This is a genomic window from Chryseobacterium candidae (genome assembly GCF_004916905.1).
In the GTDB taxonomy this organism is placed as follows: domain Bacteria; phylum Bacteroidota; class Bacteroidia; order Flavobacteriales; family Weeksellaceae; genus Chryseobacterium; species Chryseobacterium candidae.
Map to the genome: position 1 here is coordinate 103,929 of NZ_SDLV01000016.1, position 23,619 is coordinate 127,547.

The 23,619-nt window shown below is 34.5% G+C and carries 25 protein-coding genes and 1 pseudogene; 4 read left to right on the plus strand and 22 right to left on the minus strand.

Translation table 11 applies throughout. The annotated features are described in order from the left end of the window. Nucleotides 1-135 precede the first annotated feature (135 nt). Nucleotides 136-609: a 23S rRNA (pseudouridine(1915)-N(3))-methyltransferase RlmH gene (locus tag EK417_RS08895; protein ID WP_076594299.1), complete on the minus strand. Its 474-nt coding sequence runs from the start codon at nt 607-609 to the stop codon at nt 136-138. Between the two features lie 420 nt (nt 610-1,029). Here EK417_RS08895 and EK417_RS08900 point away from each other — a divergent pair, with 420 nt between their 5' ends. Next, on the plus strand, nt 1,030-2,043 hold the full coding sequence (locus EK417_RS08900; RefSeq protein ID WP_136521949.1) for a YihY/virulence factor BrkB family protein: 1,014 nt from the start codon (nt 1,030-1,032) through the stop codon (nt 2,041-2,043). Here EK417_RS08900 and nhaA read toward each other — a convergent pair. The 3 genes from nhaA to EK417_RS08915 form a co-directional block, all read right to left on the minus strand. Further along, nucleotides 2,040-3,218, minus strand: a complete 1,179-nt coding sequence (nhaA, locus tag EK417_RS08905) for a Na+/H+ antiporter NhaA (protein ID WP_136521950.1) — start codon at nt 3,216-3,218, stop codon at nt 2,040-2,042. The genes EK417_RS08900 and nhaA overlap by 4 nt on opposite strands. A gap of 2 nt (nt 3,219-3,220) precedes the next feature. Then, on the minus strand, nt 3,221-5,431 hold the full coding sequence (locus EK417_RS08910) for a RelA/SpoT family protein (RefSeq protein WP_076594302.1): 2,211 nt from the start codon (nt 5,429-5,431) through the stop codon (nt 3,221-3,223). Between the two features lie 110 nt (nt 5,432-5,541). Next, nucleotides 5,542-5,907, minus strand: a complete 366-nt coding sequence (locus tag EK417_RS08915) for a hypothetical protein (protein ID WP_136521951.1) — start codon at nt 5,905-5,907, stop codon at nt 5,542-5,544. A 320-nt stretch (nt 5,908-6,227) separates the two neighbouring features. Between EK417_RS08915 and EK417_RS21040 the strand changes: the two genes are divergently transcribed. Continuing rightward, entirely contained in the window at nt 6,228-6,389 is a 162-nt protein-coding gene (locus EK417_RS21040) for a hypothetical protein (RefSeq protein ID WP_168801960.1), read from the plus strand. A 71-nt stretch (nt 6,390-6,460) separates the two neighbouring features. Here the strand turns inward: EK417_RS21040 and EK417_RS08920 are convergent, their stop codons facing one another. The 6 genes and pseudogenes from EK417_RS08920 to EK417_RS21045 form a co-directional block, all read right to left on the minus strand. Beyond that, nucleotides 6,461-6,892, minus strand: coding sequence for a hypothetical protein (locus tag EK417_RS08920; RefSeq protein WP_136521952.1), 432 nt, complete (start codon nt 6,890-6,892; stop codon nt 6,461-6,463). A 3-nt stretch (nt 6,893-6,895) separates the two neighbouring features. Continuing rightward, nucleotides 6,896-7,804: an RHS repeat-associated core domain-containing protein gene (locus EK417_RS21405; protein ID WP_228457915.1), complete on the minus strand. Its 909-nt coding sequence runs from the start codon at nt 7,802-7,804 to the stop codon at nt 6,896-6,898. Between the two features lie 210 nt (nt 7,805-8,014). Further along, nucleotides 8,015-8,467, minus strand: coding sequence for a hypothetical protein (locus EK417_RS08930; RefSeq protein WP_136521953.1), 453 nt, complete (start codon nt 8,465-8,467; stop codon nt 8,015-8,017). Then, a complete protein-coding gene (locus EK417_RS21655; protein WP_317129501.1) occupies nt 8,467-9,672 on the minus strand; it encodes an RHS repeat domain-containing protein in 1,206 nt (401 codons plus the stop codon). The genes EK417_RS08930 and EK417_RS21655 overlap by 1 nt, the downstream gene beginning before the upstream one ends. Nucleotides 9,673-10,540: 868 nt before the next feature. Further along, nucleotides 10,541-10,729: pseudogene (locus tag EK417_RS21775) on the minus strand (RHS repeat-associated core domain-containing protein); the annotation flags it as partial. A gap of 151 nt (nt 10,730-10,880) precedes the next feature. Beyond that, nucleotides 10,881-11,027 carry a hypothetical protein gene (locus EK417_RS21045; protein WP_168801961.1) on the minus strand — a complete coding sequence of 49 codons (147 nt, stop codon included), beginning with the start codon at nt 11,025-11,027 and terminating at the stop codon, nt 10,881-10,883. A 230-nt stretch (nt 11,028-11,257) separates the two neighbouring features. Between EK417_RS21045 and EK417_RS08945 the strand changes: the two genes are divergently transcribed. Both EK417_RS08945 and EK417_RS08950 read left to right on the plus strand, forming a co-directional pair. Then, on the plus strand, nt 11,258-11,521 hold the full coding sequence (locus EK417_RS08945) for a hypothetical protein (protein WP_136521955.1): 264 nt from the start codon (nt 11,258-11,260) through the stop codon (nt 11,519-11,521). A 9-nt stretch (nt 11,522-11,530) separates the two neighbouring features. After that, the gene (locus tag EK417_RS08950; RefSeq protein WP_168801962.1) at nt 11,531-11,830 is read left to right on the plus strand and encodes a type II toxin-antitoxin system RelE/ParE family toxin; all 300 of its coding nucleotides are present in this window, start codon (nt 11,531-11,533) and stop codon (nt 11,828-11,830) included. Between the two features lie 268 nt (nt 11,831-12,098). On the opposite strand, the gene EK417_RS08955 is transcribed toward EK417_RS08950, so the two are convergent. The 12 genes from EK417_RS08955 to EK417_RS09005 form a co-directional block, all read right to left on the minus strand. Next, nucleotides 12,099-13,343, minus strand: coding sequence for a DNA sulfur modification protein DndB (locus tag EK417_RS08955; RefSeq protein ID WP_136521957.1), 1,245 nt, complete (start codon nt 13,341-13,343; stop codon nt 12,099-12,101). Then, the gene (locus EK417_RS08960) at nt 13,334-13,912 is read right to left on the minus strand and encodes a hypothetical protein (protein ID WP_136521958.1); all 579 of its coding nucleotides are present in this window, start codon (nt 13,910-13,912) and stop codon (nt 13,334-13,336) included. Before EK417_RS08960 ends, EK417_RS08955 begins: the two co-directional genes overlap by 10 nt. Before the next feature lie 35 nt (nt 13,913-13,947). After that, nucleotides 13,948-14,085, minus strand: coding sequence for a hypothetical protein (locus EK417_RS21050; protein ID WP_168801963.1), 138 nt, complete (start codon nt 14,083-14,085; stop codon nt 13,948-13,950). 6 nt (nt 14,086-14,091) lie between these two features. Next, complete coding sequence (locus EK417_RS08965) at nt 14,092-15,636, minus strand: DndE family protein (protein WP_136521959.1); 1,545 nt, start codon at nt 15,634-15,636, stop codon at nt 14,092-14,094. Continuing rightward, nucleotides 15,626-15,952, minus strand: coding sequence for a hypothetical protein (locus EK417_RS21305; RefSeq protein WP_181446073.1), 327 nt, complete (start codon nt 15,950-15,952; stop codon nt 15,626-15,628). Before EK417_RS21305 ends, EK417_RS08965 begins: the two co-directional genes overlap by 11 nt. A gap of 279 nt (nt 15,953-16,231) precedes the next feature. Beyond that, nucleotides 16,232-17,194, minus strand: a complete 963-nt coding sequence (locus EK417_RS08975) for an HNH endonuclease (RefSeq protein ID WP_136521960.1) — start codon at nt 17,192-17,194, stop codon at nt 16,232-16,234. A gap of 4 nt (nt 17,195-17,198) precedes the next feature. Further along, nucleotides 17,199-18,542 (minus strand): DNA phosphorothioation system sulfurtransferase DndC, encoded by a 1,344-nt coding sequence (gene dndC, locus EK417_RS08980; RefSeq protein WP_136521961.1) that lies wholly within the window; start codon nt 18,540-18,542, stop codon nt 17,199-17,201. A gap of 279 nt (nt 18,543-18,821) precedes the next feature. After that, nucleotides 18,822-19,691, minus strand: coding sequence for a tyrosine-type recombinase/integrase (locus EK417_RS08985; RefSeq protein WP_136521962.1), 870 nt, complete (start codon nt 19,689-19,691; stop codon nt 18,822-18,824). Between the two features lie 7 nt (nt 19,692-19,698). After that, nucleotides 19,699-20,628 (minus strand): tyrosine-type recombinase/integrase, encoded by a 930-nt coding sequence (locus EK417_RS08990; RefSeq protein ID WP_136521963.1) that lies wholly within the window; start codon nt 20,626-20,628, stop codon nt 19,699-19,701. Between the two features lie 195 nt (nt 20,629-20,823). Beyond that, nucleotides 20,824-22,497, minus strand: a complete 1,674-nt coding sequence (locus tag EK417_RS08995; RefSeq protein ID WP_136521964.1) for an MTBMA_p00010-related P-loop-containing protein — start codon at nt 22,495-22,497, stop codon at nt 20,824-20,826. A gap of 23 nt (nt 22,498-22,520) precedes the next feature. Continuing rightward, a complete protein-coding gene (locus EK417_RS09000) occupies nt 22,521-23,129 on the minus strand; it encodes a hypothetical protein (protein WP_228457917.1) in 609 nt (202 codons plus the stop codon). Nucleotides 23,130-23,253: 124 nt separating this feature from the next. Then, nucleotides 23,254-23,586: a hypothetical protein gene (locus EK417_RS09005; RefSeq protein ID WP_136521965.1), complete on the minus strand. Its 333-nt coding sequence runs from the start codon at nt 23,584-23,586 to the stop codon at nt 23,254-23,256. Nucleotides 23,587-23,619: the final 33 nt, after the last annotated feature.

Genomic DNA, 23,619 nt, shown 5'->3' on the forward strand with positions numbered 1-23,619 from the left:
TCTCAAAAATGTCATTCTGAATACAGACTGAAAGTCTGCGAACGTAGTTCAGAAATGTAATGAAGAATCCCATACTTTTGGTTATAATGAGATTCTTCCTTTGTCAGAATGACATTCTTGAGAGCCTCTTTTGTTTTAATCGTTATGATAAGGTTTTCCCTGCAGAATCTGGTCGGCACGGTAAAGCTGTTCTACAATAAACAGGCGGATCATCTGATGGGTAAACGTCATTTTGGATAAAGACATTTTTTCATTAGCTCTGCTGTAGATCTCTTCAGAAAAACCATAAGCTCCTCCAATCAGAATATGTACTTTTTTTACAGAAGAATTCATCCAGGTATCAATTTTCTGGGAAAATTCGCGGCTGGTAAACTGTTTTCCCCTTTCATCAAGAATCACAACCAGGTCGTTTTTATCAATATGGTTTACAAATAACTTGGCTTCTTCTTTTTTAAGAAGGTCCGGAGATAGGTTTTTGGCATTTTTTACATCCGGAATTTCTGTAATTTCAAAATTCCAGTGTTTGGGTAAACGGTTGAGATAATAATTGATTAAAGAGGCTATTTCTTTATCATCTGTTTTACCGATACAAAGTAAACTGATTCGCATTGTAAGAAGTTTCAGAGGGCAAAGATAGGGCTTCATACGGCAAGTTCAAAGTTTTGAGATTTCAGGGTTATTTTGTTGGCAGTTCTTTAAAGGTAAGGGTTAATAAATTGATTCAACGATCCGTTTTAGTAATAATAGTTTCAACAGGCTCAGCCTGACAATGTCTGAAAAACTTCGGTTGGTATTCAGGTTGTCACCCTGAGCCTGTCGAAGGGTTATGAATATAAATACCTTTTTTAATGATTAATATCGAGTATTAATTCAAGGGATAAGTCTATAACCTGAATCTGATATTTTCTTAGAAATAGCTATTCCCTGATCCCTGCTACCCCTGACATCTATCATCTGCAGCCTAATTCCGTTCTATCTTTTTCCTATTTAATTTAATTCCCCTACCTTTGTATAAAGACAAACAGATCGATGAGTGTAAAGGTTCCCAGATTTATTTTAAAGATTCAAGAGTTTTTCGACAGCATTCATATTCCTGTTTTGGGAATATCACTCTGGCAGATGTTTCAGATCTATATCTCCGGGATTTTTAAAGGAAAAATAGGGCGAAAAGCAGCGGCTATTTCCTGGAGCTTTACCATAAGTCTGTTTCCTTTTATCCTTTTTTTGCTCTCTGTACTGCCTCATATGCCGCTATATGATGAGCTTCAGTTCTATATTTTTGATGTGCTGCTGCATAATGTTTTTCCATCCAATATGGAAGGAGATGTAAAAGGGTACATTGTAAGCAATATCATTCCGAATATGAAAGGAATCAGTAACCTGACCATTCTTCTGGCGCTTGTTTTCGCTACAAATGGTACATTTTCCCTGATCAATGGATTTAATGAAAATACAGATGAAAAATTAAGTGATGTCAAAGAGTTTATCCTTTCATTCTTTATCACCATAGGCTTTATCACTATCGTTTTCTTAACCCTTTTCGGAGTGTATTACACAGAGGTGGTAATGAAGCTTTTTAAACCTGCTTACGATGTTTCATGGCTTGTAGATAACTTATCCAAAATTATCGGATTTGTTTCTTTCCCGCTTTTTTATTTTATACTTCTTACGCTATTTTACTGGTTGGGAACTGTTAAGATTACAAGATTCCGGCAGGCGGTTCCGGGAGCAATTCTGACCACGGTACTGTTTGTAGCTACTACTTATATTTTTGCCATTTATGTAAAGGATATTGCACGATATAATGTACTTTACGGCTCCATTGGCAGTATGATTCTACTGATGGTTTGGGTAAATGTAAATGTATATCTCCTTTTATTCGGGAATGAGCTGAATATGGCGATCCGAAAACTCAGAATAGAAAAACTGCTGTCTGATGAGATCCGGAAAGAAGCCTCAGGATATCATGCTCAGATTACTGAACCGGACTTTGATAATCATGAGGAACACAAAAGAAAATTGGAGAACCGGAAGAAAGATTAATTCTCTTCCAGTTCAGGGTTTTCTTTTGAGCTTACACTTAGTATGATAAATCCGGCAATTGCAGCAATAAAGGAGGCAATCAGGATTGCAAACTTCGCTTCATCCTGAATAGGAATTTCTCCTTTGAAAGAAAGCAATGCAATAAAAATAGACATGGTAAACCCGATTCCGGCTAGTAATCCTACACCAAACATCTGAAGCCAGTTGCTATTTTGAGGCAGTGAGCTGAGTTTTAATTTGATGGCAATCAATGAAAATAAATTGATACCAATCAGTTTACCTAATACCAGTCCACAGATAATTCCCAACCCTAATGTGCTTGTGACTCCTGCTACCATTTCACTGGAAAAAGTGATATTGGTATTCGTTAAAGCAAATATCGGCATGATCAGAAAACTTACCGGGATATGAAGCTGATGCTCCAGTTTTTCTAATGGTGAGATTTCTACATTGGAAGCATTCGTAGGAATTGAAAAAGCAAGCACAACACCTGCTATCGTAGCATGAATTCCGGAATGATGAAGGAAATACCATAAAAATAATCCCGGAATGATATAAAATACAGTTTTTGTTACTTTTAAAAAGTTTAACATAAAAAGTAAGGCTGTTACCCCGAAAGATAACAGGAGATAGCTCCAGTGGATTTGCTCTGTATAGAAAATCGCAATTACTAAAATAGCTCCCAGGTCGTCTACAATAGCTAATGCAGCCAAAAATATCTTAATAGAATTAGGAATCTTTTTACCTAACATCGAAATGATAGCCAGCGAAAATGCAATATCTGTTGCCATAGGAATTCCCCAGCCATTGCTGTATTCCGTTCCTGTATTGAAAATGCTGTATATTACAGCAGGAACAAGCATTCCGCCAACGGCTGCAAAAATAGGGAGGGAAGCATTTTTAAAAGATGAAAGTTCACCTTCTACAAGTTCACGTTTTATTTCAAGGCCTACCAGAAGGAAAAATACAGCCATCAGTCCGTCATTGATCCAGATGCTGATAGGATATTCCAATCCAAAAAGATGAGTGCCGGCTTTCTGGTTTAAAAAAAGCTGAAAGTCCTCTGCGGCAGATGAGTTGGCAATAAGCAATGAAATCAGTACACAGAAAATAAGAATAATTCCTGAGGACTGACTGTTGTTGAAAAAATTTTTAAAATAAAGGGATAAATTCATGTTTATGATTGTACTCGTCTCACTCTTGAAACTCCGTTAATATTTTTAAGTTTTTTAAAGGTCTCTTCCAGCTGACCTTTATTTTTGACTTCGAGGTTGATATTTCCTGTGAAAACACCATTGTTGGATTCAATAGACATACTTTTCATATCCATCCCCATACTTCCACTGATGACCGTTGTGATATCATTAATCATCCCCATTCTGTCAAGTCCTTCAATTTCAATTTTTACTCTGTTCATGAAGCTTTCCGCATTCACCCACTTGGCAGGAATGACGCGGTAATCATACTGTGCTCTCAGATTGATGGCATTCGGACAGTTGTCACTATGTACCTTTATTCCGTCTGAGATCGTAATAAATCCGAAGATTTTGTCTCCCGGAATTACTGTGCAGCACTTTGCATAGGTGTAGTTAAGTTTCTCTTCATCCTTTCCAAAGACAATCATGTCAAGGTTTTCCTCTTTAAGGTCCTCAAAATGCTGACTTTTATTAGGTGATTTTCTGAATCTTGAAAGTAAGTTATTGAATACGTTTTTGCTTTCTATATATTTTCTCAGGCTGCTTACATCCAGTTCATTACTTTGGAATTTAAGGAAGAGCTCCTGAGATGATTTTAAATTAAAGAATTTTTGAAGTTTATTAATTTCATCATCATTAAAATTGATTTTCGCATGACGAAGCTTTCTCTGCAGGATTTCTTTTCCTTCTTCTACCAGCTGGTTTTTCTGAGAGTTCAGATAACCCTTGATTTTGGATTTGGCTTTCGAAGTCACAACGAATTCCAGCCAATCCGATTTAGGTTTCTGGTTTTGGGAAGACAGGATGTCTACCTGATCTCCGTTTTGAAGAATGTAAGAAATAGGAACCAGTTTTCCGTTGATTTTAGCTCCCAGACATTTCATTCCCAGATCAGAGTGAACAGAGAAGGCAAAATCTAAAGCAGTAGCATTAGTCGGAAGGATTTTAATTTCTCCTTTTGGCGTAAAGACAAATACTTCTTTGGAATATAGGTTAAGCTTAATATTGTCCAAAAGTTCCGAAGTGGAAAGGTTCTGCTGCTGTTCAAGTACTTCACGGATCTCGGTTACCCATCTTTCAAAATTTCTGTCATCAGAACTCTGTTTGTATCCTTCTTTGTATTTATAGTGTGCAGCAACTCCTTTTTCAGCAATTTCATCCATTCTTTCGGAACGGATCTGTACTTCAATCCATTTTTTATCCGGTCCTAAAACGGTTAAATGTAAACTTTCGTATCCTGTGGAACGGGGCTGCGTAATCCAGTCACGCATTCTGGAAGGGTTACTGTGGTATACATCCGTAACGATAGAGTAGATCTTCCACGCCAGGAATTTTTCATTTTTCGCATCAGATTTATAAATAATTCTAATGGCGTAGTTATCAAATACCTCTTCAAAGGAAACCCCCTGTTTCAGCATCTTTCTGTAAATGGAAGAAATAGCTTTAGCACGGCCTTTGATTTTAAAGTTTAAGCCTTCTTCATTAAGTCTTTCGGATACTTCCTTCTTAAATTCTTCGATATATCTTTCACGGCTTTCCTTGGCCAGTTCCAATTTCTCTGTGATCTCGTTATATACTTCGGGACTGTTATATTTTAAGGAAAGATCTTCCAGCTCAGATTTAATATTATACAATCCAAGACGGTGAGCCATGGGAGCATAGATATACACTGTTTCCGAAGCAATTTTTTTCTGCTTATCCGGAGCCATGCTTTCCAGAGTCCTCATATTATGGAGACGGTCTGCAATTTTAATCAGAATCACCCTGAAATCCTCGGATAATGTCAACAACAGTTTTCTGTAGTTTTCAGACTGCACAGAAATATTCTGGTGGTTCATGATGGAAATTTTGGTCAGTCCATTCACGATATTGGCAATCTTTTCTCCGAATATTTTTTTAAGGTCTTCGTAAGTGTAATCAGAATCTTCAATCACATCGTGCAAAAGCGCACAGGCAATAGAAGTAGCACCCAAGCCAATCTCTGTTGCTACAATTTTAGCAACAGCAATAGGATGGTAGATGTAAGGTTCTCCGGATTTTCTCCTTTGATCCTTATGGGCATCCAGTGCGATATCGAATGCCTTTCGGATGAGCTTATTGTTTTCCTCATCCAATGTTCTGTATGTGTTAGAAATCAGATCCTTATATCTGGCAAGGATCTCTTTATTCTCTTGTTCTAAATCGTAGCTCATTTGTGCGTATGCCTATAATTAGACGAAAATACGAAAATTTTTAGTTTTTTCAAACATAAAAGATCCGCAGTGTACACTACGGATCTTCGGTTATTAGATTTTTATATCGATTAGAATTTCACTTCAGAATTCATACCATCGCTTGATGTTTTGATTTTAATTTCCGGGCTGTTATGAATTTCAGCTCTGTTTCTTGCATCAATATACCTTTTAATCGTATCATAATTGGTTTCATTAATGTTCATATTTTCGAACAGATACGATTTCAATGCTGCATTCTGAATAAATGCGCTCCGTGCAAGGTCAATCTGATTGATATCATTTACAGTAACACTTGCCAGATATTGGGAGTTATTAGAATCATTGTTAAGGTACACAATGTAATCTGAGTTTTCAAATCCTGAATTTTCCAGATCACTTTCCAGTTTTTTGTAGTCGCTGTGATAATCAAATACTCCAGCTAATATATGTGACATAGTTAATTGGTTTTAAGTTACCCTTAAAGTTACTAATAATTTTCTGATTATCATTGTGTTTAAGTCAATAAAATTTGTTGATTAATATTCTGTTTCCGATAGATTGGGACAATGTTTAATAATTATTATTGAACAGGTGTTTAATTTTAACAATTGGATAATGTATGTCTTTTTGAAACCTTGACACCTCTTTCGTTTTGTTTTCCGTTTGAAGACAGAATACCATAAACAAAAACTTCAAATTGCGAGTTTTTTTATTATCTGCCACACGAAAGGATTCGTTCGGGAGCGCGGGTGAGGAAGTAAAACGATCTATTGACATGACCACGCAACTGGCAGAAGCCTTAGAAGTATCTCTGGATTATCTCGTACGGTCTACGGATGTTCTTTTGAAAAAAAATATCGTCTCTAAAATTCTCGACATCCAAAAACTAAAAGAGAACGACAGACAACACGTCTTCGCTCTTCCTGATACAAACTAAATTGCAAAGCATTATGTAATACCCAAACCCCTCGCAAATTGCAAGGGGTTTGGGTATTACATGGCTTAAATTTACATAAAAGAACGAGCTTTATTAGTATATTCAATTTTATAATGATTTTTATCTTTTCCAATATATATAAACTTATATTTTGGCAATTGTTCTTTATTCAATTTTATTTCCTGCTTCTTGTCAATAGTGATAATAATTTCTTTATCATTAAAAATTACACAAGCGGTTGTAAATCCAAGCATTGGCATAGTTTTACCTCTTTTATCAAGAATTAAACTATCTCCATTTTTGACTGTTATGATATTGTCAAATTCAGATGTAAAGGTTAAGAAAGATTTGTTTTTATCGTGTGCATTAAATTTTTTAATCATAACTTTTGAACGTACATTATCAACAACGTCCATCTTCGTTCCGTATATTTCGGATGTTTTTACAGTTGAACAACTGATAAAAACAAATAAGCAAAAGATTATTATATTAAATTTTTTCATTATCTAGTTTTTTGGTTGTTGTTCTTCTACTAACTTTATAGCATTAGTTCTTTGTTCTGGAGTTATTTTTGTTCCAGGACCTCCCTCTCTCATTAAGTTGTCTGGAGTAGATTTTAAAGTTGCTTTATCATTATGACGAGTTCCTAATGTATGGCCTGTTTCATGAGCTCCTGTTTTAGCGACATCAGATCTATTCTTATTATCAAAATTTAATTGATCCTTCTTTTCATCCCAACCGAGCCCGTCCGTAGTAATAACATTGATTTGAGTTCTATTGGTCTGTGTATTGTTGTTGGTATCGGTAATTCCGTTGGTATAGTATGTAGCATCCGTATTCTCTCCATTTTTAAAATCATCAACATTATTAGAATCATACCCTATATTATAATCCCAAATCATAGTAGATTTATCGCTCTGGCTAAACGTAATATTAACTTGATTACCAGCAGAGTCTTTTCCGCCAAAAGAAGAAACGATTTGAGCTTCTCGTTCTTTTAACAAGGTAGACATTTGCGCATTAGAAAGAACCCCTCCCGTATTATTTACAGGCTTGTATGTAAGATGTAAATTGACAGTTTTATTTTCCAAGTTCCTACTCGCTACCCATTCTAATCCTTCTAATTCTCTACCGTCAATTACACGATTTTCTGCAAATGCATAGGTGCTATTATATGGAAAAGATTCCGCAAGCGGATCAATATTAAAGAACCTTCCCACATCGGGCATATAATTTCTCCACTTAAACGAGTAAAAACCAGTCTCCTGTAATTCCTGTCCTTGAAACTTATACTTTTTAAAACTATCCTGTCCAAAATAAGCATTTCCTGTTTTCAAATGATTCATACCGAATGGGTAATAATCATTACTGTCTACAATTTCAAGAACGCCTGTGCTGTTTTTGGCAAAGCTCACACGGACATTTCCTAGGTGATCTTTGTATTGATAAATATAACTAATTGTTAAAATACTACCACACGAAAGGATTCGTGCGGCAGCTTGGGGACCGCGAACAATAGTAGTGCAATCACTTTAACGATTTCATTTTTGATGGGGCTATCCAAACTTTTTGGACAGCCTCTTTTTATTTCTGGTCACGGACACAAGTCCGCGACATCGGGCATATTATCTTCCTAATTTAGAGATGATTTTTTCTTTAAAAAGTTTTGTAGACTGCTCATTCTCTTCTTTCGATAAATCCTTATTAATTTCTTGCCAATTTCCTAAAGATAATCCATTTTGAATACTTATAAGACCAATTCTTGTTTTATCCAAAACATCTTCTCTTACATAAAAATACATAATTTGATTACTTTCTTTTATGAAAATATAAAAAACAATATATCCATTTTTTAAGGTTTTATCTTGTAATAAAGTTTCCCTCCCTGCCCATTCAAATGGAGGAACTTGTAAGTCTGTATTTGTTTTGAGACTATCTATTTTATAAATTACTTTATCTTTTGGTAATTTTATCTCAAAAACTTCTGCATAAGGATAACTTCCTGCCGAAAATTTGTTTACGTCTTTGCAAGAAAATACAATTATCAGAAAGACTAAATTTACAATTTTGTATCTCATTATTTTTTCGGAGTATTAGATACTCCTTTATTTGAAGTTTTATAATCTTGATAAATATTATAAATAGCATTGCCGTCTGTGGCAAGTTTGAAAATTGTTTTAGGTGCAGCTGCAATCCCTAAACCAACACCAACCATTCCCGCTGCTTGTTTATCTGCGCTTGTTGCTCCATTAAATGGATTAAGAGCTATTTTTAGTTCTTGTGCTACAAATTTATAATCAGCTCCAATAGCTCTTGTATCAGTAAGTAGTCCCATAGCTCCCTCTGTTCCTAAATTATCATATCTTCTGTCGTGTCCTATTGCTGGATATTCAGACTGGAATAAAGGACTGTATTGATAACTCCAATCACCTCCATATGTTTTAGGATTATCTCCTCCAGGATAAGTAAGTCCAAATAAATTTTTGTAAAGCGTACCTGGATTTAGACAATCAGAACAATTACTAAAAATTGTTTTATCTCTTACTTCTATATTTTGTGTATTATCCATTACATTTCCACTCGCATCAGTTACAGTGCCATTATTATGTAATGTATATTGAAACTCTCCATCAGCTTGACCGTTTGTTGTACTTGTAACAGTAGAGCCTTCTCCCAAATGTTGAGCATTTTCTCCATAAGCAGCCGTTGCATCAGCTTGAGATTTTACAGAAGCATCGTAGAATACTTGACTTCCTCTTCTTACCCAATCACTTTCTGATCTTCCATCGGGATCAATAAATCTTATCGGATTGTTTATGGCATAGTTATAAGGTGTAAACCTTCTGTTTTTCTCCGCTAGCGGATCTACGACGCCCCATCTTCCAATATCCGGCATATAGAATCTCGCTCCGTAATCATACATGCCAGTCTCCTGCAGCTCCTTTCCATTGTACTTATACTTTTTAAAACTATCCTGTCCAAAATAGGCATTTCCTGTTTTCAAATGATTCATACCAAAAGGATAATAATCATTACTGTCTACAATTTCAAGAACGCCTGTGCTGTTTTTGGCAAAGCTCACACGGACATTTCCTAGGTGATCTTTGTATTGATAAATATAACTAATTGTTAAAATACTACCACACGAAAGGATTCGTGCGGCAGCTTGGGTCGCAGGTTCAGTCTTGTTTAAATTGTATATTATTACATTTATTTTTCTCATACCAATCCAACCAAATCTGCTTATCTTTTTCATAGGCACCATAAGGATATATTCTGCCATAATTCAACATTGTTTCAGATGACACATGTGTATAAAGTGATATAAACTTAAGAGATTTATGAAAAATTTCATTCTGATTTTTATTAATCAAGTTGTCTATAATATCTATATTTTTAAAAAATTCATTTTTAAATTTTTCATTTTCTATGCATTGAGAATTTTCATTATATGAAGCTCTTTTTTTTGTTATAGAACATGAAAAGCAAAAGGATACTATAAAGAAAATCTTTAACAAATTTTTCATAGTTTATGGTATAGGTTTTTTATTAACATTAATTCCTCCTGATGAAGTAGTAGTTATAGTTTGTTCTGTAACTGTGTTTTTACTATCGATAAATCTATCAGCTCCTCCTGTTGTATTCTCAATTCTAGTATTTCCATTTACCTTATTTTCTGCTCCTTTTGCAATATTATGAGAAGCCTCATAATCTACCGCTACTCCGCCAGAGGTTTTTCCAAGATCTCCAGCATTTAAACTCAACTTGGCTTTCTCATGCTGCTCAACAGTTGAATGAATTAGTGCTCCTGCACTCGTAGCTCCACCGTTTCCCGCTTTGTCGAATTCTGCAATATCTGCAATATCAATTTTATTTGTAACCCAGCTATCAACAATTGTATTTACATCATTCTCTACAACTTCTTGTTTCACTACATCACTACTATTTACAACATTTGAATATTCTTGGTAAAATGCTTTTTGTTCGGCTGTCATTTCTATACCTAGACTACCAATTCCAGTTGAAACAAGACTAACTTTTCCGGAACTATCCACATTTGCTATATAAAAACCTCCTGTCCCTTTAGAGATTTCATTCTTATATTTTTCAATTACTCCTGCACTTCCTGTAATAATAATATCATTAACACCACGTCCGTCAGGATCTATGAATCTAATTGGATTATTTACTGCGTAGTTGTAAGGCGACCATCTACGATATTGTTCTGCCAGCGGATCTACAACACCCCATCTTCCGATATCTGGCATATAGAATCTGGCTCCGTAATCATACATTCCTGTCTCTTGAAGCTCCTTACCATTGTACTTATACTTATACGCCTTTTTTAAACCTTCGATATGTGAATACGTGTTGATCAAAGTTTTTGCCTTAATACTAATAGCGAAAGTAAGTTTATTTCGTCAATTATCATAATTTGGAAAGACAAAAAAAATATCAAAACCGAAAATTTAAATACTGTGGTTATGATGATTATGGTTTAATCCTAACTATTTTATCATCTTGCATGATAACCAATTCGCTATTCATTTTCTTTTTGAATTCGATTAGTTTCTCATAAACCTTATCCATACCCGCTAAAATCTTAGCTTGGTTTTCTGTGCTTTTATATGGTTTCATTATTATATTTTTCTAGTTTATTGAATTTATTATTTTGTTGTTTACATTTAAAAAAGCAACTTTACGAAAGTAGTTAAAATTTCATATATATGTGTAGGTCATCAAACACAATTATCTTGAATATCATATTGCAGTACAATCTGCAAAGTCCTCATCAGATTATTGAAACTTTTCATCCTTTTTAATATTCAGTACGATTTTTGTTATATTTGTATATAAAATGTTTTGTGATGGAAGCAATGAATTTCACAAGGGAGCAATTAGCTCAATATATTCTGAATAATGCAAAAGATTCCGTAATTGATAAAATAAAAGCTCTCTTGGAAAAAGAGGACGAAACTGTTGCATATACAACAAAAGGACAGCCTTTAAATAAAAAAGAATACATTTCTCATATTGAAACGATCAGCAAAAAAATTGATAACGGGGCAAAAACTTATACTTCAGATGAAGTAAAGGAGTATGTATTGAACCGAAAGGCAAGATTAGGATAGAATAGAATGATGCAGAAAGTTGTTTGGTCGGATAATGCGAAAAAATCTTTAGCTGATATTTACGACTACATTTTTGAGAATAGTCCACAAAATGCAGAGCATGTAATTGATACACTGTTAGAATTAGGAAATTCATTAGAGGATTCAAGATTCGATTATTCCAAAGATTTAATAATTGATAATGACAGATTTAGATTTATTCCTAAATGGAGTTATAAGATTATTTACGAAAGAAAAAATAATGAAGTGAGAATAATAGATGTTTTTGGAACTAAACAAAACCCTGAAATTTTAAAGAAATATAAATAACTTGTAATACCTACAATTTGTAAAAAAAATCGAACGTTTTTTCTTTTGTTTTTTCTTAATCGGTGGCAGGTTTATATAAATAAGAAGCGTTAATTTCTCTTATCTTAAATAGAAGCCACCAAAGCTAACTTATTTTAAAGGGTGTAAGGAAACTGCATTGATGATAGTATCATTTGATACTATATATTATTATATTACAATGAGGGCACATTATTTCAGATTATTTTTGACTATTACTTTGATAACTAACTCTTCGTATAATACTGCTTTAGGATAGGGTAATTTTTCTTTCTGGCAAATCAATTGTATCATTTTTTAATACCTGTCTATAGTCTTGCAATAATTTTTCTTTATCAACCCTATTGCCCAACAAATAAAGAATCAGATTAAATGCAAGTGATTGATTGGCACCTTTTGCCTCCATTTTTTTATTGTTCCAAAGGATTTTATTCAAATCAGTTTCAGGAGCAACAAAATTTATTTTTGTAATATCACTTTTGAACTCATCTTTGGTTTTATTTTTTATGTAATATTGGTATATTTTGGATAATAATGTAATTCCAATAGGTCGAAACAAAATGTATTTATTGTCCTTGCGTAAGTTTTCTAATGTAACGGTCTTATCAATAAAGAATTTTTTATACTCTGGAATTATATCAATCACAGTATCAAAAAAATCGAATACAATATCTTTTAAATCTTCAATATTCTTTTCGTCCCAATCGTCTGTACCCTTATGTTTTTTATATAGCGGTTTTAGTTTAGTTACAACAGTATTGAGGTTGGTAAGGTTAGTGAAATGCTCCTTATCATCAAATTTCAAATTTGTTGCTTCGTGAAGATGGTCAATTAGATTTCCATTATCAAAATATTTGTATCCTGCATAAACCCGTCTAGTAACTATGTGACTTAGTGTTTCTTCATCAATAATTATTTGGTCTTTCTTTGGTACAGGTTTAGCTTTTCTATTAATGTCTGAAAATAGTTGACGGGTTCGTTTTTTTCCTAATTCATCATCAATATGAGCAACAAGAATTACTGGATATCTGTCTTTATCTATTTCTTGCTTTTCACCCTTTATTTCATCTTTATTGTTTACAGCGTATTGTATACCTGCAATTCTATGCTGACCATCTATTGCAAACATTTGTTCGTTACCAAGAAATTCTAACAAACCGATATTACTTTTAAATTCGTCTGAATCACCCCCTAATTCAATAATTTTATTTTCGACAATGAATTCGTGCCAGTCAGGCAGTCCTCCATATACGCCAATTACAATAGAATTAAAAAATCTACTTTCTCTTGTAAAAAGATATTTTGCAATCTCTTTGGCTCTTGCTCGTAAAGTTCTTTGTAATTCTTCATCCAAAGATTTTGCTTCTCTAATATCTTTTGCTGGTTTTACCCATTCAACAATTTGCGAAGCAGACATAAATGAAGAATAATATATCCAATCTCCAATTTGACCTCTTACACAAGGTAAAATTAATTTACTTTTTATCATTTCCATAAGCTTCTGCTTTTTTTTGTTAGTGGTTCATAGGCTGCATCACTATAGGGCGCTGAAAAAAATTCTGTTAATGCGGTTTCAATTTTTAATAAATCCTTATAGTCATCACCTTTGTAAAAGGTGTAAACCACATATAAATCGTCATAATACAATTGAATAAGTTTATGAATGTTTTCTCTTTTCTCAAGCTTTGAAATTTGGTAGTAATCATTTAGCCTATCCTTTAATGGTCGTTCTTTTCCTTTGTCTCCTGAAATTCCTACATAAAGAACAGTCTGAGGAAGGTTAAATATTAAATTTTTTGGAGAAACGACAAATAAATAAATTCCAATATCATCAGTAGAAATATGCTCGTTAAAATCTTTTAAATCTGCATATTTAATTGGGGCACTCCAATTAAATGCTTCTTCTTTTAGTTCTTCATATTTTTTGTTTGCCCACCAAGGATCAACTCTGTAGGTTTTGTGAGTGTAAAAAACTTGTCTTTTATCATAATCTAAATTATTGTAGAAGTCATTTTCTCTTCTTAAATGCGCATCCAATAAATCAAATGTTTTTTGTTTTATCATACTCAACTTGCATAAAATTTTTTCAATTCAAACAACTAATCTTTTGTAAATTCCTTAATATTGGAAATAGCTTGATTTTGGATTTTCTCAAGGTTTCCTGTTGCTGTGATTCTGTCTTTGTCATTAAGTCCAAGGAATTTATTAATGGCTTTTGAATTTAATATCCAATCCATAGAATTTTATTTGGTATTAAATATTTCTCCAAATTCAAACTCTTTTATATTTGAAATTGCTTGTCTTGGATTAATCGTTTCCATTGACCGATTTATCTTACCTCTCTGCTTTTCTCCTGCTCCCAAGAATTTGCTGACAGATTTCCAATTATTACCGTCTTTTATTTGCATTAAAAATGCAGATTGGCACATTTCAGAAAAATCAAATGTTGGTTGATTAAATTCTTCAATGCCTTGTGAAACAAGCATTACAGCTACTCCCTGTGAACGGACTTCACGCAATAATTTTTCTAAAATTTCTTGTGATTTCTTTTCCTTGAATACATTATGTGCCTCATCAATGAGTAATACATACCGAAGACCGCTATAATTGTCCTCAATAGGCACTTTATCCATATTCATAAAAGTATTATACAGGTAGTAAATTACTAAGAATGTAGCTGTAAAACGTACTTCTTTGCTTAAATCTCCTGAAAGACTTAAATAGTAATTGTCATTGATGAAATCTCCTAATTTTTTGTTATCAAACAATTCAATTTCAGTTAAACCAATCAAGATCTGGGTAAGTGATGTTGGTTTATCTCCTGCAATCTCATAAACATTCTCCAAAACATCTGATAATGTTGGATAACTACCGTCTTTTTTATCTTCAAATGCTTTTCTTGTGGCATCTTTTAAATGCTGTTTTTGAACATTTCCTAAATTAGCATATTTAACAATTATATCTACAAAGCGACCTATTCCAACAATTTTATCTCTTTCATTCACATTATTAATGAATGATAATGGATTAACTGGAAATGAGTCCGTAGGTGTGTCAATTAATTTAGCATTGGTATTGTTGAAAAAATCTTTAAAATCTTTATTTGACTTATCACTTTCAGTCATTCCCTTAAAATCTAAATAGAGATAATTAACCTGACCTTTTGACTCTGTTATAATTCTTTCTAAAAATTTTCTTGCAAAATAAGATTTACCAGCTCCTGATTGTCCTGCAATGGCAATATGACAATTTCCATACATTGATGTATTGTTTGGGGTAAAGTAAATATCTTTCCCTTTGTATTCTCCAATTAAAACTTTAATCGGTGCTAAATAACTTTCTTTTTCTTTTAAAGAATTATTTTTGTTTTTGACAAAATCGAAATTGGTTTCGTTCTCGTTAATGGCATCAATTCCGATTTCTATATGATCTAATAAAAACTCAATTCCTGATACATTTTTGTTTTCATCAAAATACAGATTAATCATTTCTAAACCATTGTCAATATGCCATTTCAGATATTTTCTTACATCTGTATCATCTTTATGAATTTGATATTTTTGACAAATAAGCGAAACATAATAATCCTTATAACTTCCAAATAAAGTATTGTCTTTGTATTCTTTTTGTTTATCCGCTGAGCTATAAAGGCTTTCCGAGTTGTAGATAGCACCTTTAGCCAATGAATACGCCAATGAAATTCGAGCAATGTGGTTTTCTTCTCCCAAACCCATTTTATTGGTCAGCTTTTTTACAAGCTCTGATGATGTTTTTATATTAAATTGCATCTTGATAATTCTTTTCAAATATTCTAAACAAATCTTCTTTATTTTCTACTTCTTCAAATGAAGATTGTTCGTTATCAACATTTTTAATCAAATAAGTCTTGCTGATATTTGGTAATAAAATAGTAAACTCATCTTCGCTCATTTCTTTTTTAAGTAATGGGAAAATAATAACTTGGTCTGAAACTTTCGGATAGAAATGCTTAACAATACTGTTAGAGTGGTCAACATCGAATTTCTGCATTGGAGAATCTATAAATACAGGGAAACTGATATTTGACTCATCAACCAAACCTTTGAGTAAGGCTGTTGCATACATCTGTTGTTCTCCTTTGGATAGAGAATCTTTGTTAATAATATTACCTCTCGCATCAATTAAATGAATATCAATGTCTTCTCCAATAATCTCAACATTTACATCATTAATAAATGATTTTTTATGAAGTAATGTATTAAGTCCTTCCTTTATTCGTTCAGAAAGGGATTTAGATTTTTTTATTGGGGCGTGTCCCTTCGGGTCGGGCTATCCGCTACAAGTCCTCGCTCGTTCCTCGCTGTGGGCTTTTCGCTTCTATCCCTCACGCAAATGTGAAGTAGTTTAGAAATTAAATCTTTTTCGATGTTGATAAAGATTTTTTAAAGCAGGATGAAAATTAGAATTTTCTGGAAGTGTTATTTTATTTCCTGCAAATTGAGAGATATTGTAAATCGAAGTTTTTTCTACGAAATTTTTATTGACAATTACTTTATAATCATCAGAAATAGAAATCAAGCCTCTATCAAATGCTCTGTGAAGATTTGGACAAAGTGCAATTCCGTTTGTTAATGTGTCATCATAACCTTCTGAAAACGGAACAATGTGACAAGCATCAACCATTGAAACATTGGTTATTGCATCAATTCTTAAACCTGTTATTGCACAAGTATTTTTATAAATTTTAGGAATTTCTCTTTTGAATAATCCACCTCGAATAAAAACTTCCTCTTGAAAAGCATTTTCATCAACTTGGTCTTTTAATTCAATTATTTTTCTTTTATATTCTTCCGAAGGTTCATTTAAAATAGAAATACTTGGTAAATCGTCATTTCCATTATTGCCAAAATTAGATTTTGTCTCTGGAAAATATTTATCTAAAATGGAAATTTTTAAAATATCTCTGCTTTCAGGTTGAATAAGTAATTGTGCAAGTTCGTTATCAATAAAAGCAAATTTAATAGCAGTCGTTAGATTTCCTAAACTTCGCATTGAGCTTTTGCTTTCAATCCATTTTTCACACCCAACATTGGCAATCAATTTCCAGAAAGGTTCGGAATTCATATGATAAAATGGCATTGCAAAAATCGGATGATGATTGGTTACTACCAATTTTGACCAATTTGATTTAAAAGAAGCAACTAATTCAGGTAAAATATTAATTTGATTATCCGTAAAAATTCCTTTTTGAAACAAACTGATAACACTTAACAATAAAATAGGTTTATGCGGAGCACCACCATTTTTGGCATCTCGTTTTAAATGCGTAAAACAATGAACATAATATGGAAGTTTTTCTGAAAACAATTTTTTAAGCTACATTGATATGTTGTTTATAACGTTTTTCAATATCTTCAATCAATCCTCTTCGTTTCATCATAATGGTTTTAGACTTTTCTAATTTTAGTAAGTCCTGAATTAAAGTGAATTGTTTTTTATCTTTTTCGCAAGCAGACAATAGAAGTTCTTCTTCTTTTTTAACCAGTTCATTGTGCTGTTTCATATCAAGATGTTTATTAAATACTTTATTATAAATATCGGAAACCGTGTATTGGAAATACAAATCACGATACCAAATAACTTGAATTGCAATCAATTCTTGTTTGTTAATTAATTCCACTTCATAACCCAAATCAATAATCTGTTTTTGTGCTTCAAAAACTTTTTCCAGAATTTCAGCTCTATGTTTCAATTCCACAACGCCACCATGAGGAATTGCAGCTTCTACACCATTTCTTCTTAAATGAGAACGGTTTTCAGGTTTATTTCTCTCATCTTGAATCCAATTACGCAAATCTCGTAATGGAATTAGCCATTCTTGTCCGTTTTCAATTTGTGCAGAAATAGATTTGTCTTGTTTTACAACAGTACAAGTCCAACACCCAAAACGGCTTTGTCCGCAAGATTTGTGCTCTTTGTCTGAAACCATTGTAGGACACTCGTAATCATCTGCACTTGCATCCATATAAATATCAAATAATTCTTTGTTATTTGCACCCCAAGGCGATTGAAAAGTATTGATTATATACCAAATTTCTTCTAATTCCAATTCTTTGATAGGCGAATAAACAAAAACATTATTTTGAAGTGGATGTTTTGTTAATCGTTTTCCTCTAATCTCGTGTTTTTTTATTGATTTTGCTCTTGTAGCACTTTCACTTTTCCTTGTTCCAACAAGTATAATCGCTTCGTGGTGGTCATTATCCTCACTTTTAACTATATCTGTAACAAATTTAGCAGTTGGTTTTATTTTCAATCTTTCAGTACACCAACGAAAAGCATTGTTTGGCGCTGGATAGCCTTTACCAATGAGGTTTACAAAGAACGAATCTTCCAATCTTGGTATTGTTTTTTGTACAAATACAGGAAGTGAATGTTTTAATGATGCTTCTTTAATTTTCTCTAAAATCTTATTTACATAATTTGTAATTATTGGATTTTCCACCAATGTATCATTACAAACTACATGAATTTCTCGACTCAAAAAAGAATTACCTTTTTCGTTCTTTATTTTTAATAATGCTAACCAAGTTAGTGTTAGTAATACTGTTGAATCTTTACCACCACTAAAACCTATAATCCAAGGTCGATTACTGTCATCTATGGAGTATTGGTCAGCTATTTCTTCGATTATATAATTTATTCTTTTGCTCATTTTTTGATTTGCATTTCAAGATAAATTGAAATGACTTTTATGAATAGTTTTTAGAGGATTTTTACTAAACCCTAAACCGTCAAATGTAGTGATTTTTAAATTTATAAAAATGTACTGAAAAAAATAAAACAACTTGAATTGTGGAAAGGTAGTTTATATGCTGATTTCCAAACAAAAAGCAAGTATATATAAATTAACTTGATAGAAAGGAAAAATCTGATCCAGAGAAAAAGCCCTCAAAATGAGAGCTTTAAAATCTATCTATAAATAAAAGTGGTATCATAACACTGGAAAAAACCTATTTATCAATTCCCTTTGCTGTTCACTATCAGCTTTAAAATATTTTTCGGTCGTACCTGGCCACTTGTGACCAGCTAGTTCCTGTACTTTTTCCAACGGAAGTTTTTTATCGTTCAGCCAATTGCAGATCACACTCATCCGAATCGTCTGCGGACAGAGTTTTTTATCAGGAAATAAGCCCTTTAAAGGTTCGATCATTGCCTGAACAGAATCCACACTCATTGGTTTTCCGAGCTTGGTAATGATGAGTTTGTCTGTATCTGAGCGAAGCAACTTCGGGCGTGCTTCATGAATATAGTTGGCAAATACCATCATTTGCTTGTTAAGCAGTTCGAGTGTTCTGCGGTTGAGATTAGCTGACGCTTTTACATAGACCGTTCCTTCGTCCAGATCAATATCCTTTACCCGAAGGTTGACGATTTCGTCACTCGCTAATCCCTGATAAATAAGCAGTGATAAAACCACTGCATTTCGGGAATCAATATATTGGTAACGGTTTTCACGGTTCAGAAGCAGTTGCAGTTCCTCACTCGTAAATAAATCCTGCACCTGAATAGGCTGATTGTGCTTTACTTTGATGTTCAAGAGTTTGCAGGGATGGTCGGTTCTGTAACCTGTCATGACCAAATAATCGTAATATTTCTTAATTGCAGAGAGTATTACAACCCTGTAGTGCGGGTTGGATTGCTGTTGGGCAATCTGTTCCATATAGGAAACAATATGACGGTAGCCATACCGCTTTGCTTTCGGATTCATTTTCAGAAAATGCTCGATGGCAAATAAATACGTTTTGGCGGTCTGAGGAGCATATTGCTCCAATAAAAACTGTTCAAGTGTTTGCTTTTTCATCATTCTATTATTTAAAAAGGGAGGTTATTTTATTTCGTTTCTTGTTTTTGATGGCATAGATATAGGCGGTATTGATTTCAGTATGTCCTAAAAACCGTCTTATAAATTCTATACCTGCGTGGTTTTCCGCCAAATGGTTGGCGATGCTGTGGCGTAGACAGTGCAGGGTTATTTCCTTTTGTGCCAATTCATAACTGTTTGTCTGTTCAATCATTTTCTTAAGGGTATCATTCAGATGCTCACCCCTCATACGACTTCCCCTCATATTCACAAAAAAAGCATCCTCAAAATGCTCACTGTTTATTGCCCGTTCATGTCTTTCGTTATGAATATATTTCCTTACCGATTCGATGACGGTATCACTCATAGGAACGACCCGTCTCTTGCTTCCTTTACCTTCCCGAACGATCAGTTCTCCGGTGGATAATTGTATATCCCGAACGTTCAGGCTTTCCAGTTCACTTCTTCTGAGTCCACAACCATAGGCAACCGAGAGTAAAGCACTCTCCAAGTCGTTTTCACAATACGCATAGACCAGTTTGATTTCCTCCACGGTTAAGGTGTTCCGAATTTTGGAAGTTTCGCTTCCTCCGTAGCTTGGAATATAGAAACCATTGTCAATGCTTCTGTTCTCCAATAAATTTTGCATAAACAAACTCAAAGAATATAAACGGCTTTTGATGGTTTGTTCAGCAAGAGTTCCTTCTCTGCGTTTATTCGGACGTGTGATCAGGTATTCATAATACAGAATCATTTCTGCACTCGTTACCTCTTTAATCTTCGTCACTCCGTTTTCTTCCATCCACATCAGAAATTCGGTAACGGCATTTTGGTGCATCTTACCGCCTCTGCCTAATTTGTAATTTCTTACGGTAATAAAACTGTCAAAATCTTTCAACAGCGTTTGGTAGCTTGGGGTCTGGATTTTCTTCTTCATAGGTTATGTGGTTTTATGGTTGGTTTAATCGTTTTAATCGTTTTTACTTATTTTTTCAGGCGTTATTTTGGGTTCTCTGTGCTTGTTTGGTGGTTTTTAATCCGTCTTTTTTTGCTTATGTGGACTGTCTGAAACACCGAACACCAACGGCGTATTGCCCAATTTCAGGGGGGCTGTGGTGGTTTTTTTGTGGTTTCATAACGCCTCCAATTGCTGGGTTAGTTCGCTTTTGATTTTGGTGCGGAGTTTCTCCATATCGTCCCAATGGGTGATCAGGTATTTGAAACCCCTGTTGACCGAGCCTTCCACTGCTTGGATATATTCCAGTTCCTGTAGCATCGTGAAATATTTAAAGTTGGTGGATTTGCTGATATTCATCTCCTGACGGATCTCCCTTGCCGTAAAACGGTGGGTTGTTCCTTTGGGTTGCTTTCTCACATAGCTTTTCATTTTCTCAAAGAACTGTCGGGTACTGCCGTCCAGTTCATCTACTTTAATCATAATGGCACTAAAAAATATTTCAACGGCTTTCAGAATATCTTCTTTCGTGGCAATCAACCTTCCTTTGGAATCCGTTTTCCGTTGGTACTGATGCAGAATCGTGATCTGTGAAACAAAATTCTGAAACTGGCTGTTGAGTCTTCGGAGCATTTTTGCTTCAAGAGGAAGCATAATCTTATCGGCATACGGATTGACCACGATATAAGATTTTAAAACACGGATGCAGTTTCTGAGGAGTTCCTTTGCCTGTTGTTCTTTATCCGTATCAATAAGCCCTGCAATCTTTTGGTTTTGTTGCTTCACAATACGCAGGGTTTGTTCTAAACTTTCATCCACTCCGATGACCACTGAACGGGACATATTATCATAGTAGACTTCCGCTTTGGTGGTAGCCGTAAGGCTTGCGAAGTGGCAGTTCACCTGTTTTAGTTTTCCCCTGACGTTTCCGAACTGGTCTTTAGAAACCGTGGAGCTGGTCAAAAACTTTGCCGACTGCATTTCCCTGAAAGCAAATTGTGCCTCTTCATCCAAGCCATCAAAGTCCTGTATTAAAATAAGTTTATTGGTCAGTTCCTTATCCTGATAATGGTACAAGGATTTCTTTGTTATTCTTGTGGTGTTCATCACATCTTCCTGTGGCATACAGTGAGCGATGGAATTTAATAAATGGCTTTTACCTTCTCCTGATGTTCCTTGCACGAGGGCGTGGAGCAAGTACGGCATTTTATATCCCGAAGCAATTACAAAGAGCATCATTCGGTTATCTTCCTCACCGATGATTCCACTTTGTTCCAATAGTGTGTCGATGTTTTTCAAAAGGTTGGGTTCGGATAAAAACTCCATCGCATTTTCAGATGCTTTTGGAGTGAGTTCCTTAGCAGAATACTGTTCGCTGATGGGATTCACTTCCGCTTCAAATAATTCTTCTCGGTAGACTTCAAGTAAATCCGTCAAGCGAATTAAGTCCGCTTCGAGCGTATTGTAATCCAAGTTCTGCTTTTCCGATAGTTCCTTACATTGGAACTGCACGTGGGCAAATTCAAAAAGGTCTATTTTCAGACGGTGCTTTCGTTGGGTTATACGGTCGATGATTTGTAAGGACACTTTCATGTTCTGCATCTCCATCGACAGTTTTCCGATAACGAGATACGTGCCTGCTTTGCCTTCAAAGCTGAGTTTGTAGTCATTGATCATTTTTAATCCCTCCAAAGGTTTTTCAGAAGGGGCATCGCTTTTTAGAAATTCCGATATTCCTTCCGTACCGTACTTGAGCCACATCTCATTGAGGCTGTCTCCATCGGGAAGCTGTAGTTCCCTGATGGGAATATTGGGTTTTATCTGTTGTACCAGTTGCTGTATGGTTTCCATTGTTTGTATGGTTTGTATTGTTGCTATCTTTTTATCACAATAATTTCTTCTAAATGTTCTAAACTTTCAATCGCCTCTCTATGTTGGGGAAGCATTTTTCCGTTGTGCAGAGCCAAAACCGCTTCCTTATTTTCGAGTGCCTTGCTTTGCAGAAGGCTTGCCCCGTCCAATATCGTAGGAACGATGAACAGTTTTTTCGTGCTGGGATGCGGATAGCAGGGATACACGCCACAGTCATTGAGGTAGTCTTCCTGTGGGATTGCCATTTTAAAGCGGATAGCAAAAAAATTAACGATCACATTTTGCTCATTGAAAAGCGGGAAAATAATTCCTTTGCGTCCGAATACGGTATAAGCAGTCATATTTTCTTCCCGAACGTTGGCATCGCTTTTGGTCAGAAGTCCCAAATGTTCATAACGGTTTTTCAGTTCCTGTGGCTGTCGGTGGTGGAGCTGTCCCGAGTTGAAGCCGATGCGGAGTTCGTTATAATCCAATCCGATTTTTTCCAAGTACCTTTTGGGATCAACGGCTTTGGAACTCCGTATTCCCGTCTCAAAAGACTGGAATATTTCGGGTAGTCCTCTGAGTTCCCGCTGATGCGTATTTTTTTTGGATAATACAAGTGTTTCCATGTTATTTTTATGTTATTTATTAGGTTAATCGCCTCATAATCTGACACATGCAATGTTAAGCAAACCTTTCGACATAACCTCCAAGAAAGTCCCTGAATGTGAGATATTTAAGCATATTTTTGGCTTAATTTTGAGTCAGGTGGAACAGGCGGTTTAACAGGGATACAATCCCTTTAATCAACCACGTAAATCCCCGAATCAGAAACAAAAACAGAGCGATAACGAGCTTCAGGAGGTGTTCAAAAATAACCGGAACGGTACTTTTAATAAACACTACTATATAGTGTACGAGCTTTGCGATCATTTCAAAGACCATAATCAGGAGTTGTTCCAGTGCTTCTGCCAATGCTTTGGGTAAAACCCCAAGCGGTTTGAGCAGTTTACAGATGATCAGGTAGATCAAAATCAGTATTCCTGATAAGATTAGTAGATGGATGAGTTGTTCAGAAAGTTTCATTTTTGCAGTTTTTGGTTGATAGTTGATGGTTTT

Excerpts from the sequence above, each read along its gene's own strand:
- EK417_RS08895 (WP_076594299.1), bottom strand. The coding sequence starts at position 609 with ATGCGAATCAGTTTACTTTGTATCGGTAAAACAGATGATAAAGAAATA.
- EK417_RS08900 (WP_136521949.1), top strand. The coding sequence starts at position 1,030 with ATGAGTGTAAAGGTTCCCAGATTTATTTTAAAGATTCAAGAGTTTTTC.
- nhaA (WP_136521950.1), bottom strand. The coding sequence starts at position 3,218 with ATGAATTTATCCCTTTATTTTAAAAATTTTTTCAACAACAGTCAGTCC.
- EK417_RS08910 (WP_076594302.1), bottom strand. The coding sequence starts at position 5,431 with ATGAGCTACGATTTAGAACAAGAGAATAAAGAGATCCTTGCCAGATAT.
- EK417_RS08915 (WP_136521951.1), bottom strand. The coding sequence starts at position 5,907 with ATGTCACATATATTAGCTGGAGTATTTGATTATCACAGCGACTACAAA.
- EK417_RS21040 (WP_168801960.1), top strand. The coding sequence starts at position 6,228 with ATGACCACGCAACTGGCAGAAGCCTTAGAAGTATCTCTGGATTATCTC.
- EK417_RS08920 (WP_136521952.1), bottom strand. The coding sequence starts at position 6,892 with ATGAAAAAATTTAATATAATAATCTTTTGCTTATTTGTTTTTATCAGT.
- EK417_RS08930 (WP_136521953.1), bottom strand. The coding sequence starts at position 8,467 with ATGAGATACAAAATTGTAAATTTAGTCTTTCTGATAATTGTATTTTCT.
- EK417_RS21655 (WP_317129501.1), bottom strand. The coding sequence starts at position 9,672 with ATGGCAGAATATATCCTTATGGTGCCTATGAAAAAGATAAGCAGATTT.
- EK417_RS21045 (WP_168801961.1), bottom strand. The coding sequence starts at position 11,027 with ATGAAACCATATAAAAGCACAGAAAACCAAGCTAAGATTTTAGCGGGT.
- EK417_RS08945 (WP_136521955.1), top strand. The coding sequence starts at position 11,258 with ATGGAAGCAATGAATTTCACAAGGGAGCAATTAGCTCAATATATTCTG.
- EK417_RS08950 (WP_168801962.1), top strand. The coding sequence starts at position 11,531 with ATGCAGAAAGTTGTTTGGTCGGATAATGCGAAAAAATCTTTAGCTGAT.
- EK417_RS08955 (WP_136521957.1), bottom strand. The coding sequence starts at position 13,343 with ATGGAAATGATAAAAAGTAAATTAATTTTACCTTGTGTAAGAGGTCAA.
- EK417_RS08960 (WP_136521958.1), bottom strand. The coding sequence starts at position 13,912 with ATGATAAAACAAAAAACATTTGATTTATTGGATGCGCATTTAAGAAGA.
- EK417_RS21050 (WP_168801963.1), bottom strand. The coding sequence starts at position 14,085 with ATGGATTGGATATTAAATTCAAAAGCCATTAATAAATTCCTTGGACTT.
- EK417_RS08965 (WP_136521959.1), bottom strand. The coding sequence starts at position 15,636 with ATGCAATTTAATATAAAAACATCATCAGAGCTTGTAAAAAAGCTGACC.
- EK417_RS21305 (WP_181446073.1), bottom strand. The coding sequence starts at position 15,952 with ATGTATGCAACAGCCTTACTCAAAGGTTTGGTTGATGAGTCAAATATC.
- dndC (WP_136521961.1), bottom strand. The coding sequence starts at position 18,542 with ATGAGCAAAAGAATAAATTATATAATCGAAGAAATAGCTGACCAATAC.
- EK417_RS08985 (WP_136521962.1), bottom strand. The coding sequence starts at position 19,691 with ATGAAAAAGCAAACACTTGAACAGTTTTTATTGGAGCAATATGCTCCT.
- EK417_RS08990 (WP_136521963.1), bottom strand. The coding sequence starts at position 20,628 with ATGAAGAAGAAAATCCAGACCCCAAGCTACCAAACGCTGTTGAAAGAT.
- EK417_RS08995 (WP_136521964.1), bottom strand. The coding sequence starts at position 22,497 with ATGGAAACCATACAGCAACTGGTACAACAGATAAAACCCAATATTCCC.
- EK417_RS09000 (WP_228457917.1), bottom strand. The coding sequence starts at position 23,129 with ATGGAAACACTTGTATTATCCAAAAAAAATACGCATCAGCGGGAACTC.
- EK417_RS09005 (WP_136521965.1), bottom strand. The coding sequence starts at position 23,586 with ATGAAACTTTCTGAACAACTCATCCATCTACTAATCTTATCAGGAATA.